The sequence below is a fragment of the Hallella multisaccharivorax DSM 17128 genome (assembly GCF_000218235.1).
Taxonomy (GTDB): Bacteria; Bacteroidota; Bacteroidia; order Bacteroidales; family Bacteroidaceae; genus Prevotella; species Prevotella multisaccharivorax.
In genome coordinates, this window is the sequence record NZ_GL945017.1 from 1479981 (window position 1) to 1494148 (window position 14168).

At 51.4% G+C, this 14168-nt stretch carries 12 protein-coding genes; 3 read left to right on the plus strand and 9 right to left on the minus strand.

Annotated elements, in window-relative coordinates:
* Nucleotides 1–102: 102 nt before the first annotated feature.
* From PREMU_RS06425 to PREMU_RS06450, 5 genes are all read right to left on the minus strand, one after another.
* Nucleotides 103–1374 (minus strand): replication-associated recombination protein A, encoded by a 1272-nt coding sequence (locus tag PREMU_RS06425; protein WP_007574025.1) that lies wholly within the window; start codon nucleotides 1372–1374, stop codon nucleotides 103–105.
* Nucleotides 1375–1391: 17 nt separating this feature from the next.
* A complete protein-coding gene (locus tag PREMU_RS06430) occupies nucleotides 1392–2246 on the minus strand; it encodes an N-acetylmuramoyl-L-alanine amidase-like domain-containing protein (RefSeq protein WP_007574027.1) in 855 nt (284 codons plus the stop codon).
* Complete coding sequence (locus tag PREMU_RS06435; RefSeq protein ID WP_007574029.1) at nucleotides 2243–3334, minus strand: DUF4421 domain-containing protein; 1092 nt, start codon at nucleotides 3332–3334, stop codon at nucleotides 2243–2245. Before PREMU_RS06435 ends, PREMU_RS06430 begins: the two co-directional genes overlap by 4 nt.
* 434 nt (nucleotides 3335–3768) lie before the next feature.
* Complete coding sequence (locus PREMU_RS06445) at nucleotides 3769–4752, minus strand: Gfo/Idh/MocA family protein (RefSeq protein WP_007574033.1); 984 nt, start codon at nucleotides 4750–4752, stop codon at nucleotides 3769–3771.
* Between the two features lie 69 nt (nucleotides 4753–4821).
* Nucleotides 4822–6570 (minus strand): phospho-sugar mutase, encoded by a 1749-nt coding sequence (locus PREMU_RS06450; RefSeq protein ID WP_007574035.1) that lies wholly within the window; start codon nucleotides 6568–6570, stop codon nucleotides 4822–4824.
* Between the two features lie 134 nt (nucleotides 6571–6704).
* On the opposite strand from PREMU_RS06450, the gene PREMU_RS06455 reads away from it, so the two are divergent.
* From PREMU_RS06455 to PREMU_RS06465, 3 genes are all read left to right on the plus strand, one after another.
* The gene (locus tag PREMU_RS06455; RefSeq protein ID WP_007574037.1) at nucleotides 6705–6989 is read left to right on the plus strand and encodes a DUF4491 family protein; all 285 of its coding nucleotides are present in this window, start codon (nucleotides 6705–6707) and stop codon (nucleotides 6987–6989) included.
* Nucleotides 6990–7194: 205 nt separating this feature from the next.
* Nucleotides 7195–8445, plus strand: coding sequence for a phosphoglycerate kinase (locus tag PREMU_RS06460; protein ID WP_007574042.1), 1251 nt, complete (start codon nucleotides 7195–7197; stop codon nucleotides 8443–8445).
* A gap of 2 nt (nucleotides 8446–8447) precedes the next feature.
* On the plus strand, nucleotides 8448–9728 hold the full coding sequence (locus PREMU_RS06465) for a type IX secretion system plug protein (RefSeq protein WP_040558083.1): 1281 nt from the start codon (nucleotides 8448–8450) through the stop codon (nucleotides 9726–9728).
* On the opposite strand, the gene pyk is transcribed toward PREMU_RS06465, so the two are convergent.
* From pyk to PREMU_RS06485, 4 genes are all read right to left on the minus strand, one after another.
* Nucleotides 9703–11118, minus strand: a complete 1416-nt coding sequence (gene pyk / locus PREMU_RS06470) for a pyruvate kinase (protein WP_007574046.1) — start codon at nucleotides 11116–11118, stop codon at nucleotides 9703–9705. The genes PREMU_RS06465 and pyk overlap by 26 nt on opposite strands.
* A gap of 90 nt (nucleotides 11119–11208) precedes the next feature.
* On the minus strand, nucleotides 11209–11643 hold the full coding sequence (locus tag PREMU_RS06475) for a hypothetical protein (protein ID WP_007574047.1): 435 nt from the start codon (nucleotides 11641–11643) through the stop codon (nucleotides 11209–11211).
* Between the two features lie 109 nt (nucleotides 11644–11752).
* A complete protein-coding gene (gene rpsA / locus PREMU_RS06480; RefSeq protein WP_007574049.1) occupies nucleotides 11753–13540 on the minus strand; it encodes a 30S ribosomal protein S1 in 1788 nt (595 codons plus the stop codon).
* 162 nt (nucleotides 13541–13702) lie between these two features.
* Nucleotides 13703–14164 (minus strand): MaoC family dehydratase, encoded by a 462-nt coding sequence (locus PREMU_RS06485; RefSeq protein ID WP_007574050.1) that lies wholly within the window; start codon nucleotides 14162–14164, stop codon nucleotides 13703–13705.
* Between the last annotated feature and the right edge of the window lie 4 nt (nucleotides 14165–14168).

Here is a 14168-nt window from a genome sequence, read left to right on the forward strand (position 1 = left end):
AATGGCATCGCCTCTACGGTGTAATGGCATCGCCTTTACGGCGTAATGGCATCGCCTCTACGGTGTAATGGCATCGCCTCTACGGTGTGTATAATGGCGCCGCTACATTTTATATCTGTCACCCCAGCACTGCAGCATGCGCTGGTAAAGCTTTTCTTCCGCCGGCGAGTGCTGGGCGTGCCAGAAACGCTTCTGCCGCATCTCGTCGGGAAGATACTGCTGTGGTGTGAAATTGCCTGGATAGTCATGTGGATACTTATAGCCATCGTGGTAGCCCAACTGCTCCATGAGCTTTGTGGGGGCGTTGCGAAGCGGCAGGGGCACCGGCTGGTTGCCGCTTTGCTTCACTTCCTCAATGGCCGTGTTGATGCCCATGTATGCCGAATTACTTTTGGGACTGGTGGCCAGATAAACGGCAGCCTCGGCCAAGGGAATGCGCCCTTCAGGCCATCCTATCTTCATGACGGCATCGAAAGCGGCATTGGCCAGTAGCAGTGCATTAGGGTTGGCGAGCCCGATATCTTCGGCTGCGGAGATGACGAGCCGCCGCGCGATAAACTGCGGGTCCTCGCCTCCCTCGATCATCCTCGCCATCCAGTAGAGTGCCGCGTCAGGATCAGAGCCGCGAATGCTCTTAATGAAGGCGGAGATGATGTCGTAGTGCATCTCTCCCTGCTTGTCGTAGGCCAGGGGGTTGGTCTGCAACTCCGCTTCCACCCGCTCATCGGTAATCACCACATCGTCTCCGTTGACAGAGCCGACTATCAGCTCAAGGATGTTGAGCAGTTTGCGGGCATCGCCGCCACTGTAACGCATCATGGCGCCTGTCTCCTTGAGCTCAATGTGCTTTTTCTTCAGTTCTGAGTCTGTCGCTATGGCTCTGTTAATGATTTTCAGCAGATCCTCCTTGCCAAGCGATTTCAATACATAGACTTGGCAGCGAGAGAGTAGCGGACGGATGACCTCGAACGAAGGATTCTCCGTCGTGGCTCCAATGAGCGTTACCACGCCACGCTCCACAGCTCCAAGCAGTGAGTCTTGCTGTGACTTGGAGAAGCGGTGGATCTCATCAATAAAAAGAATGGGCGAGGCATTGTTGAAAAATCGTCCGTTCTTAGCACGCTCGATAACCTCCCTGACATCCTTTACTCCGCTGGTGACCGCGCTGAGCGTAAAGAAGGGTACCTTCATCTCTGCAGCCACTATCTCGGCCAGTGTGGTCTTGCCCACACCTGGAGGCCCCCACAGAATAAACGACGAGATCTTTCTGCTTTCAATCATTTTGCGCACCACACCGCCACGCCCAACAAGATGCTGCTGGCCGACATAGTCGTCAAGGGTGCGCGGGCGCATGCGCTCTGCCAATGGTTCCATAGTCTTCTTGAGGTCTTTTAGATGGGCCGTACAATGCGGATACCCAACGCTGATTTCTGGTGATAAAGATATGTCTTCAACAAGTTGTTGTCCTCCACTACTCGATGATAGATGGCCGAGGCATTGAGCATGTGCAGTCCGTCGCTATGCCATACGGCAATGCCGAGGTGGCTGATTTCCAATCCCTTCTTAGTGGTCACAATGGCGATAATGTCGCCATTATGAACGGTCTTCCGCATCAGCCGGCTGTCATTCACCATGCTCTTCGGTATATAGCGCTGGCGGGTGCCGGTGATAGACTTCTCCATCTCCGCTATCTGGCGGACCCACTGAGCTCTTCTGCTTAGCATGGGGTAGCTCTCTAAATGCGTCGTCATATAGTCGGCCTTCACTGTCTGGACGGCTGAGAAAGGCGGATTGGGCGACTGTATATCCGCCACAAGACCTTCGTGGACATTTTCCTGAATCCAGTAAGTGAAGTAATGCTGGCGGGTGGGATACGACACCACCCCTCCCTTATATCGTACCTGCCGCAGATTGGCACAGTAAGCGGCAAATGTGGGCTTGCCCTGCCGCATACACCTTGACAGGGCAAGAACCGTCTCCACGTAGGTGGTGCAGTCAAGCTGGCGGAGGTTGACGACGAGCCTTTCCGTCTTATTCTTTTCCAATGTCTTTGCCACGTAGGGCAGCCCCTTCAACGAACGGGCAAAAAAGACCATGTAGGACCCCATCGACTTGTCCTTAAGCCTTCCCGCATCCCTCAGTAGCCCCATCGCCTTCATGGAGTCGGACTTCGTGTAGTCCACGCCCTGAGCCTGGAGACTAAGTGCCAGTAAAAGGGGAAGTATACCCAATATGATTCTCTTCATTTCTTTCTGTATTGTTTTTTTAAACCGAAATTATAACCTGAATAGATGTAGACATTACCGAATGTGGTATTGGCTGAGAAATTGGCTTTTCGGTAATTATACGTGTGAAAGACGGCGCTGGCGCCTGCATACCACCGTGTATCATTCCACACGAGTCCCAGTCTCGACACGCCGTCGAGCATGATATCCCTGATATTAAAATTGCGGAAGAAATTCTTGTTCTCACCATTGGACTTGCCTTTCAACTGCTTGTATCCCAACGCTGCCTGCAGGGAGATGTCGAAGAGCCAGTTGCGGGCGAAGACCCAATTGTAAGCATAGCCGCCGCTGAGCGAGAAGTCAGTATAGTCAATATTAGAAAAGTGTATGGCGGTATCGCCCACGGTCTCTGCTGTGCCCTTGCCTACCACTTGGTCCATTAGCCGGTGAAACTTGTCCCAGTTTACATTCAGCTTGTGGCGGGAATAGCTCATGCCGGCGAGTGCGCTGCCTGTCGAGCGGCGCTGCTGTGTGCTCTGACTGTAGGCGGCCGGATAAGAGAACCTTTGATGATTGAAGATGTAGTAAGCGTTGATACCCCGCTCAGAGGTCTCAAAACCATCGAAATTCTGCCGTTTCATCGCTCTATCGACAGATTTGTCGCCGAAGTTGATGCCGCCGATTCGATAGTTGTCGCCCGACTTTCTGAAAAAGATGTCCACACCTATCTGCGGGGCATACAGACTGAAATTAATCGCTTCACGCGCTTCGTTACCCAACTGCCGCAGGTCAATAGTGTAGCCCAGAAAAACAAGACGCCAGCCAAAATACGGTCCTATCTTATAAGAAGGCTCGGGTGAAAACACTACCTCATGACCATTGCGCGTCTTGAGTGTGTAGCCCTCAAAACTGATAGTGTTTTGCAGCATGATCGTGAAATTATACTTCTGCGGCTCGATATAGTTGGTATCCACCCGTGAAAAATTGCGTACCATCCTCATAAACCCCGACAGCCTTTTCGTTGGGGTGGCAGCAGGAATGCTGTCAGCACACGCAGCGCCAGAGAGCCCTGAGAGGAGAATCAATAGCCATATTAACCGTGTGCGCATTCTTTCCTGTCAACCTTTTATGCTGCAAACTTACGATAATTTTCGATCATGACAAAGAGGAATAACATTTTTTTGGCTCTATTCTTCCCCATTTGTTTGGCGGTAATACCCTAATGCTTAATAACGATAGTCTAATGCTTAACGCCGATGTCCTATTGCTTAACGATGATGTCCCATTACTTAACGATGATATCCTATTGCTTGGCAGCAACGATAAAAATGAAACCGAGCGCGTCCCTGAAGAGCGCCAGCTTCATAGCTGCACTTCTCCCTCACAATTAGTGCAGGGTGGCCCCCCCGTGGGCCACCTAAAATAATGTTCGACAGATTGAATGTTGGTTGGAATATTATTTGAGATAGGGCGCAAGGCTCTACCCTGCACTCCCTCACATCCGTCCGGACGCGTTCATTCGTGTCATTCATCATCAATGGCGTCAGAACTTTCCCAGGACACGGTCCATCACCCAATTGACCGGGGTAGCACTGACTGATGTGGCTGTACAGGTATCTATGCCTTGCAAATGATGGATGACGGAAGTGATGATAGGCAACTGCAAATAAGGGGGATTGGGTACAATAATGCTTCGTGACCCAGAGTTATTGACCAGCTGGATGGGGTCATAGTTATATACACTAAAAGAGAGTATGCCCTTGTCGCCTATCACCGTTATGCGGTCGGCCTTGGCGCTCTCATGTCCCACGAAACACCAAGACGCACTGCCCGAGATGCCACTGTCAAAGATGAACACTGCCGAGATAGTGTCCTCTGCCTCATAGAGATGCTCGCGGTTCGTGGGATAGCCATGGGCTCGGACAATGATTCCGAAGAGTTCTTGGAGCAAATCGAGCTGATGGGGTGCCAGGTCATAGAAATAGCCGCCGCCGGAGATGTCGGGCTGTAACCGCCACGGTTTTGAGGACGAGGCACTGTAATCCAGGTCACGTGGAGGCACGGCAAACTGCAGCTGCACAGTGAGCACCTTGCCAATACCGTCAGAGGCGATAATGTGCCGCACCCTGTTGAAATAAGGCAGATAGCGGCGGTAGTAAGCCACGAAGCAGGGTACGCCTGTCTGCTCGCTGATGCGGTTGACGCGGATACAGTCTTCATAGTTGGCCGCCAATGGTTTCTCCACATAGCACGGTTTACCGGACCGCATGCACATGACGGCGTATGTAGCGTGGGAGGACGGCGGCGTGGCGATGTAGACGGCATTGACATCGGGGTCGTCGATGAGCTCCTGAGCATCGGTATACCATTTTGGTATGTTGTGCCGTTGCGCATAGGCCTTCACACGCTCTCCGTTACGGCTCATCACAGCCACGACACAGGACCCCTCAACCTCATTGAAAGCAGGTCCTGATTTCTTCTCCGTGACCTCCCCGCAGCCGATGAATCCCCATCGTATTTGTCTCATGCTAAATTACGATCGTTATTCTCATCCAATGCAGTGACCGGTACGGGACCGGCCACTGCACTAAATATCTTATGCCAGACCGAGGCTCTTCTTGATAGCCTCAATCTTCTCCATTCCTTTCCTGTCAAGAGCCTCATACTCCGAAGCGTCATGCATCACGCCCTTGACCTCGATATAGAACTTAATCTTCGGCTCTGTGCCTGAGGGGCGCACGCTGACTTTCGTATCATCGCCGCAGAACCACTGCAGCACATTGCTTGTCTCAGGCATGACGAGCTTCGTCCTGTTACCCTTGTCGTCAACAGCCTCAAGCGTCTTGTAGTCTTTCCACAGCACGACCTTAGAGCCGCCAAGCTCCTTCGGCGGATTGGCGCGGAAGTCGGCCATCATCTTCTGTATCTCCTCGGCACCGGCCTTGCCCGGACGCTCCACATTGACCGTGAACTCCTTGGAGAAGCCGTACTCCTTATAGATATCCATCAGGATGTCATAGAGAGACTTTCCCTTATCCTTGGCGTAAGCGCAGATCTCAGCCAGCAGTGAGCATGCCGACACAGCGTCCTTATCGCGGACAAAGTCCTCAGCCAGAAAGCCGTAGCTCTCCTCGCCGCCACCGATATACTGCTGCCTGCCTTCAGAAAGCCGGATTTCACGGGCAATCCATTTAAAGCCCGTGTAGCAGTCTCGCATCTCCACACCCTGCTTGTCTGCAATCTTTTTGATGAGCTCCGTCGTCACAATAGTCTTGACGATGAAGTCAGTCGGCTTCAGCAGCCCCTTAGCCTTACGGTTGGAGATGATGTACCACAGGAAGATCATGCAAGTCTGGTTGCCGTTGATGAGCACCCACTCGCCCTTGTCGTTCTTGCAGGCCATGCCCACGCGGTCAGCGTCAGGGTCAGAAGCCATGAGGATATCGGCATCGAGCTTCCTGGCATCGCGCAGACCGAGTGTCAGCGCCTCGGCGAACTCGGGGTTGGGACGGTCCACAGTGGGGAAGTTTCCGTCTTTAATCATCTGCTCAAAGACACAGTGAACATTGTCAAAGCCCCAATAAGCCAGAGAGCGCGGAATGATGACGCGGCCGGCTCCATGCAGCGGTGTATAGACAATCTTCAGGTCATGCTGCTTCCTGATGACCCCGGGGTCGATGCTGACAGTACGGATCCTGCGCAGATACGGCTCGTCGATATCCTCGCCGATAATCTGGACAAGATCCTTGTTGCCCCGGAACTTCACGTCGGCAATGGCGCACCTGCTCACCTCGTCAATGATGCCCTTGTCGTGCGGCGCAAGCACTTGGGCTCCATCCTCCCAGTAGGCCTTGTAACCGTTATATTCACGGGGATTGTGGCTGGCTGTGATGTTTACACCGCCTTGGGCCTTGAGATAACGGATGGCAAAAGAGCACTCCGGCGTCGGGCGGAGGTCGTCGAAGAGATAAGCCTTGATGCCGTTGGCCGAGAAGATGTTGGCCACTGTCTCGGCATACAGACGGCTGTTGTTACGGCAGTCATGACACACAACGGCAGATATCTCCTTGCGGTCCTTAAAGTTTTTCTTTAAGTAGTTGGCAAAGCCCTGGGTTGCCATGCCTACCGTATAGATGTTCATGCGGTTCGTGCCTGCGCCCATGATACCGCGCAGGCCGCCCGTACCAAACTCGAGATCCTTGTAGAAACTTTCAATGAGATCTGTCTTGTCGGAATTGTCCAGCATAGCCTGGACCGAAACGCGCGTCTCTTCATCAAAGGCAGGAGAAAGCCACTGTCTGGCCCTGGCCTCACACTGGGCAATAAGCTCTTTGTTATTATCCATAACTGATAGGGTTTAAAAAGTGTTTTACATATTTTTATGTCGCAAAGATAGCATTTATTTTCCTAATAATAGACAGTATGCAAATTAATTTTTGTAAATTTGCAGTTGTAACTCAACAAACATGATAAGATAGTATGTATTTCTCTGGAACAGCCATCGCCTTGTGCACTTTTTTTATAATTGGTGTCTTCCACCCCATTGTCATCAAGACCGAATATTACTTCGGCACACGTCCCTGGTGGATATTTCTTTTGACAGGCATTGCCTGTATGGCGGGCTCCCTCTGTATTGAGAGCACGTTCCTCTCTGCCGTCGCCGGCGTGGCAGGCGCCTCCAGTCTTTGGGCCATCGGAGAGCTCTTCGAGCAGAAGAAACGCGTGGAGAAAGGATGGTTCCCGAAGAACCCGAAGAGACAATAAACATCACAGAGACTGGAAAACACCTTATTGCGACGTGCAACATTGCAACGCTTTTGGGTTGTCACAGCATCACCCCCAGTGCAATCATAAAAAAAATAAAATCCATAGCCGTTCGTTTCTTTTTTAGTACCTTTGTGGGCAATAGCATAAGCTGAATCTGATTTTTATTATAATAACTAATTTATTAGAACAATTTTAAAGAGCTATGACAATCGATGAGTTTAATTTTGCCGATAAGAAGGCAATTGTCCGCGTAGATTTCAATGTGCCATTGGATGAGAATGGCCACGTGACGGACGACACCCGTATCCGTGGTGCTCTGCCCACCCTGAAGAAGATCCTGAATGATGGCGGCGCTCTGATCATGATGAGCCACATGGGCAAGCCTAAGGGCAAGGTGAATGCCAAGCTGAGCCTGAGGCAGATCGTTCCTGACGTGAGCAGGGCACTTGGTGTTGACGTGAAGTTCGCTCCCGACTGCGGCAAGGCTGACGCCGAGGCCGCCGCCCTGAAACCCGGTGAGGCACTGCTGCTGGAGAACCTCCGCTTCTATCCCGAAGAGGAGGGCAAGCCTGTAGGCGTAGAGAAAGGTACCCCTGAGTACGACGCTGCCAAGGCAGAGATGAAGAACCGTCAGAAAGACTTCGCCAAGAAGCTCGCTTCTTACGCAGAGGTTTATGTCAACGACGCTTTCGGCACCGCACACCGCAAGCACGCCTCTACAGCCGTCATTGCCGATTATTTCGACAAGGACCACAAGATGCTCGGCTACCTCATGGAGAAAGAGGTGAAGGCTATCGACAACGTGCTGAAGAACGCCCGGCATCCTTTCACCGCCATCATCGGTGGCTCCAAGGTCAGCTCCAAGCTCGGCGTCATCAAGAACCTCCTCGACAAGGTCGACAACCTCATCATCGGTGGGGGTATGGGTTACACCTTCGTCAAAGCTCAGGGCGGCCACATCGGCAACTCTCTGCACGAGGACGACCTCATGCCCGAGGCTCTGAACGTCATCAAGACGGCCAGAGAGAAAGGTGTGAACCTCTCTCTGTCTGTCGCCACCGTCTGCGGCAGGGAGTTCAAGAACGACACTCCGCGTAAGGTGTTTCCTATCAATCAGATTCCTGACGGATGGGAGGGTATGGACGCCTCCGAAGAGAGTCTGGACAACTGGAAGAAGATTATCCTCTCTTCCAGGACCATCCTGTGGAACGGCCCTGTAGGCGTTTTCGAGCTTGAGAACTTCGCTCACGGCACCGGCGAGATCGCCAAGACTGTGGCAGAGGCCACACAGAAGAACGGCGCTTACTCGCTCGTGGGCGGCGGCGACTCTGTTGCCGCTGTCAACAAGTTCGGTCTGGCCGACAAGGTGAGCTATGTCTCTACAGGTGGCGGTGCCATGCTCGAGGCCATCGAGGGCAAAGTACTCCCCGGCGTGGCTGCTATTGAGGGCTGATCTTGAATCACAGAATCATCATTCTTCTCATCTCATTGCTCTGTGCCACCGCAAAGGCACAGCGCAGTGAGATTTTTGTTTCTACCATTGCTTCTCTCCAGGTCGTTCCAGGGAACAACTGGATGGAGCCGTTGCCTGTGATCGGCTTGTCACCGGCCAATAACGGCAATGATTCCAATAATGCCGGCGAGGGTTTTGTCACCATTGCCTTTGACGAGCTCTCTCACGACTATCACCGCTACACTTACACCGTGCAGCACTGTGAGGCTGACTGGACACCATCCGAAGAACTGTTGGAAAGCGATTATGTCGACGGCTTCGCCTCAGGAAACACCATCGACGACTATGGACAGTCGGTCAACACCAACACGCCATACACTCATTACAAACTGACACTCCCCAATGACCGCTGCCGGCTAAAACTAAGCGGTAACTACACCGTCACGGTCCATGATGAGGACACCGGCAACACGCCCGTGCTCAAGGCCTGTCTCATGGTGACGGAACAAAGCATGAAAAGTGCGATGGAGCAGACTGCGAACACGGACATCGACATCAACGGCAGTCATCAGCAACTAAGCATCAGCCTCAATTTCGGCTCCAACCGTGTCACATCGCCGTCAACACAGATCAAGACCGTCGTGCTACAGAACGGCCGGTGGGACAACTGTGTCTGTAATCCGAAGCCACAGTATATCAGGGCAGACGGCATGGCGTGGGACCATAACCGCAGCCTCGTTTTCCCCGCCGGAAACGAGTATCACAAGTTTGAGATCCTCGACCCCACCCACACCACCATGGGCTTGGAGCGTGTTGGGTGGGATGGAAAACACTACAATGCATGGGTGTTCATGGACGAGCCGCGCCCAAACTATATTTACGATGAGGATGTCGACGGTGCCTTCTGTATCCGGAATTCTGATAATGTCAACAATAATACGCAAAGTGACTACATTCTCACCCATTTCACGCTGAAAGCTTCACGGCAAACGGCCGATGTTTACCTGAATGGCGCATGGACGCAAGATAACTTTGATGAGCGCTACCGGATGACTTGGAATGAAAACGACGGCCTCTATGAAGCCGTCGTCCCCCTCAAACAGGGCTATTACAATTACCAATATCTCTTGATGCGTGCCGACGGCACCACAGTTCCCCTACCTTCTCAAGGTAACTATTATCAAACAGAAAACAGCTACCAACTACTTGTCTACTTCCGTGGTCAGGGAGAGCGCACCGACCGGCTCGTCAACTATCTCAACCTATCCTCTCGCCTACCTTGATAATTTCAAGATAAGCCGTCCCCTCTTCAAGATTATCAAGTGAACCAGACAGGTAAGCCACCTTGTCCTCATTGGTCACATAGCCTTTTTGTCTCAGCATACGGATGGCGGCGTTGAAGATGTCGTCGTGCGAGGCCTCTTCTTTCTGTCGGACGGCAATCACGCCATAAGAAAGGTTCAGCCAGCGCTGCAGCTTGTCATTATAACAGATGGCAAGAATGGGCTTGGGGCCACGGTACGATGCCAGACAGCGGGCCGTATAACCCGAACGTGAGGCTGTGATGATGCCTTCAACCCCCAACAGGCGTGTAGACTCAATAGCAGCATGAGACAAGAATTCGCGTTGAGAGCAATGATCATTGAGCGGCACATTATAAATAGAGTCAAAGTTTTGGCGGTCGTTCTCAGCCTGTTCAGCAACTGTTGCCATGGTCTCCACGGCCTCGAGCGGGTATTTACCTGCTGCTGTTTCTCCACTGAGCATCAAGGCATCGGTATTACTATAGATGGCGTTGGCAATATCTGTGACCTCTGCACGCGTTGGCCGAGGATTGTTGATCATGGTGTGCAGCATCTGCGTAGCCACAATCACCGGTTTGTGGTGCTCTACGCACTTACGGATGATCATCCGCTGAATGCCGGGGATTTTCTCCACGGGCACTTCAATGCCTAAATCGCCGCGCGCCACCATGATACCGTAGCTTGCCTTGATGATCTCGTCAATATTGTCGACACCCTCCTGATTCTCGATCTTCGAAATAATCTTGATATCTGAAAGGTGCTTATCAAGAATTCTCTGAACGGCATGCACATCATCTGCCGACCGCACAAAACTATGGGCGATGAAGTCGATGTTTTCGTCAATGGCCAACTGAATATTCCGCTTATCCTTCTCGGTCAGGGCAGGCAAATCAATGTGCTCACCCGGCACATTGACGCTCTTGTGGGCACCGAGCACACCGTCATTTTGTACTTCAACATAGACTGTAGGGCCCTCAATGCCCGTCACCTTCATGCCGATGGCGCCGTCGTCGAAGAGAATGACGTCACCCACTCTCACATCCTTAGCGAAGTCAGGAAACGACACATTGATGATGTCGTGGGTGGTTTCCATCTCCGGACGCCCGAAAATCTTCACAGCCTCACCTGTTCTATATTGTATAGGTTCTTTGACATCTGTGGTCCTTACCTCAGGCCCCTTAGTGTCGATGAGGATACCGATATGAGGCGAAACGGCACGAGTGTTTTCGATGATGGTGCGGATGCCATCCGGCGTGGCATGCGCTGTGTTCATTCTCACTACATTCATGCCTGCGTTGAACAATCCGCGAATGAAATCGACATCACAACGACGGTCACTGATGGAGCATACTATTTTTGTCTGTTTCATGAAACTATCATTATTATCCTTTGGCAAAGATAGGATATTTTTCCTTTTCCTACAAATCTTTTGAATGAAATTATCACTAAAAAAGCCACTCTAAGGCAGCCTTGAGAGATGAACCCGCCAGTAGCCATCTATCAGTCTGATAGGAATGTGAAATTGACGCTTGGTGACTCTGTGTGGTGCCGCTCCTATCGTGTCCATGGCAAGATAATCTTTTACTGTCAGAGTAGCAATAACTGTAGAATCGTCAATATTGCTCAAATCATCCACCGTGATATCTGCTGCGTATTTCTTGGCACGCAAAGAGTCAATGTCTTCCTCAACAACTTGGGATGCCGCAAACCGCAGCCATTTCTCGGACTGAGGGGTCACACATGGTACCGCGTCTTTAAAGCGCCAATTGAAATAAGCCGTCGAGAAAGAATCGACAGCCGAACGGGGATCATTCTGACCACTCTCACCACAGCCAGTAGTTATCAAGCACAGACACAACGATGATGCAAGGCAAATACCAAATAGACTTTTCATGAACAATAAAAGGGATTTGAGAAATTATTGAATGAAACAAAGGCAGGAGACAAGCCCACAGCCCATCCCCTGCCCTATCTTATTTAAGTAATAATCGTGTGATTGGAGATTACTTACCCTTCTCCATGTCAGCCCTGAGCTTGGCAAGCACGTCAAGGTCTCCGAGAGAGGTACCGGCCTGCACGTTGTTGATGACGGGAGCGTCATTCTGCTTGCGTGCGCCACTGTTTGCATGACGATGCTGACGAGGCTCATCGTGACCCTCCTCAAAAGTACGGCTGTGAGAGAGGATAATGCGGTGAGAGTCCTTGTTGAACTCAATCACCTTGAACGGAAGCTCCTCACCAAGCTTAGCCTGTGAGCCGTCTTCCTTTGTAAGATGCTTTGGAGTAGCGAAGCCCTCACCGCCCTCATCAAGCGTGATGACAGCACCCTTGTCCATCATCTCAGTGATCTTGCCGTTGTGGACAGATCCCTGCTGATAAAGAGCCTCATACTTATCCCAAGGATTCTCCTCAAGCTGCTTGTGGCCGAGGCTCAGACGACGGTTCTCCTTGTCGATCTCCAAAACCACCACATCAATATCAGCACCGATTGTAGTGAACTCAGAAGGATGCTTCACCTTTTTGGTCCAAGAGAGATCAGAGATGTGGATCAGGCCGTCGACACCCTCCTCCAGCTCTGTGAAGATACCAAAGTTGGTGAAGTTGCGAACCTTAGCCTTGTGAACAGAGCCCACTGGATATTTCTCCTCAATGTGCTCCCAAGGATCAGCCTTGAGCTGCTTCAGGCCAAGAGACATCTTGCGCTCCTGACGGTCGAGAGACAGAATGACAGCCTCAACCTCATCGCCCACATGCAGGAACTCCTGCGCAGAGCGGAGATGCTGGCTCCAAGACATCTCAGAGACATGGATAAGACCCTCAACACCAGGCTGGATTTCAACGAAGGCACCATAATCGGCGATAACGACAACTTTACCCTTCACGTGGTCGCCCACCTTCAAGTCAGGATCGAGGCTATCCCATGGATGCGGAGTAAGCTGCTTCACGCCGAGAGCGATACGCTTCTTTTCCTCGTCGAAATCGAGGATCACCACCTTGATCTTCTGATCAAGTGCAACCACCTCATGAGGATCGCTCACGCGGCCCCAAGAGAGATCTGTGATATGAACGAGCCCGTCCACACCACCGAGGTCGACAAACACACCGTAAGAGGTGATATTCTTGACGGTACCCTCGAGCACCTGACCCTTCTCCAGGTGAGAGATAATTTCTTTCTTCTGTGCCTCCAGCTCGGCCTCGATGAGCGCCTTGTGAGAAACAACCACGTTGCGGAACTCCTGGTTGATCTTCACAACCTTGAACTCCATGGTCTTGCCTACGAACACATCGTAGTCGCGTATAGGATGGACGTCAATCTGCGAGCCGGGCAGGAAGGCCTCAATCCCCAGAATGTCTACGATCATACCGCCCTTCGTGCGGCACTTGATGTAGCCCTGGATAACTTCGTCGTTCTCCATAGCCCTGTTGATATCTTCCCAGCTCTTGGCCAGACGGGCTTTCTTGTGAGAGAGAACAAGCTGACCGCGCTTGTCTTCCTGATCCTCGACATAAACCTCTACTTTGTCGCCCACCTTCAGATCAGGGTTGTAGCGGAACTCAGAAGCGGAGATGATGCCATCACTCTTGTAGCCGATGTTGACCACCACTTCTTTTTTGTCGATAGAGGTGACCGTACCCTCGACAACCTCATGGTCCTGAATCTTGCTCAGGGTGTTGTCGTAGGCCTTAGCCTGGTCTTCCTTGCTCACACTGGAGCTTGCGCCATTCTCAAACTCTTCCCAGTTGAAGTCATCCAATGGCTTTACGTTCTTGACGTCGTTGTAATTAGACATAAATAATATTGTTTGTAAAATTAATAAAGTTAGACTTTATGTGAAATATTCGGGCATACGAAGTGCCTTCGCTGAATCGGATACAAAGTTACTGCTTTTCACCGTGTTCTTACACATTCACAGCTAAGCAGAAGAGAGATTTATGGATTATTAACTTTAAATTTATTTGAAATAGTACAGGAACTGTGCTTCTCCCTTGAGAGCAGGCTTGCGCTGTCCCTCTATCTCAATGGCAAAGTCGATGTAGGCTTTGCAGATGCCGCGAAGGTTCTCAATATTGGCCAGCGAGGCCGTCATGCGGATGCGGCTGCCAGTAATGACAGGCTGCCCGAAGCGCATCTTGTCCATACCATAGTTGACCATCATCTTAAGGTTGTTCACCTCAACGATCTGCCCCCAGAGATGTGGCAGCAAAGCCAATGTTAGATACCCGTGGGCAATGGTGTTCTTATAAGGGCTTTCTTGCCTGGCACGATCTACATCCACATGAATCCATTGGTGGTCAAGTGTGGCATCCGCAAAAGCGTTGATACGATCCTGATCTACTTTCAGCCATTCAGAGGTGCCCAGAGGTTTGCCTAAATAAGTGGCAAACTCATCATAAGAATTGATAACTGTTTTCATGCTA

Bases quoted from the DNA above. Each gene is read 5' to 3' on its own strand.
- PREMU_RS06445 (WP_007574033.1), bottom strand. From the start codon at position 4,752: ATGAGACAAATACGATGGGGATTCATCGGCTGCGGGGAGGTCACGGAG.
- PREMU_RS06475 (WP_007574047.1), bottom strand. From the start codon at position 11,643: ATGAAAAGTCTATTTGGTATTTGCCTTGCATCATCGTTGTGTCTGTGC.
- PREMU_RS06435 (WP_007574029.1), bottom strand. From the start codon at position 3,334: ATGCGCACACGGTTAATATGGCTATTGATTCTCCTCTCAGGGCTCTCT.
- rpsA (WP_007574049.1), bottom strand. From the start codon at position 13,540: ATGTCTAATTACAACGACGTCAAGAACGTAAAGCCATTGGATGACTTC.
- PREMU_RS06450 (WP_007574035.1), bottom strand. From the start codon at position 6,570: ATGGATAATAACAAAGAGCTTATTGCCCAGTGTGAGGCCAGGGCCAGA.
- PREMU_RS06460 (WP_007574042.1), top strand. From the start codon at position 7,195: ATGACAATCGATGAGTTTAATTTTGCCGATAAGAAGGCAATTGTCCGC.
- PREMU_RS06485 (WP_007574050.1), bottom strand. From the start codon at position 14,164: ATGAAAACAGTTATCAATTCTTATGATGAGTTTGCCACTTATTTAGGC.
- PREMU_RS06455 (WP_007574037.1), top strand. From the start codon at position 6,705: ATGTATTTCTCTGGAACAGCCATCGCCTTGTGCACTTTTTTTATAATT.
- PREMU_RS06430 (WP_007574027.1), bottom strand. From the start codon at position 2,246: ATGAAGAGAATCATATTGGGTATACTTCCCCTTTTACTGGCACTTAGT.
- PREMU_RS06425 (WP_007574025.1), bottom strand. From the start codon at position 1,374: ATGGAACCATTGGCAGAGCGCATGCGCCCGCGCACCCTTGACGACTAT.
- pyk (WP_007574046.1), bottom strand. From the start codon at position 11,118: ATGAAACAGACAAAAATAGTATGCTCCATCAGTGACCGTCGTTGTGAT.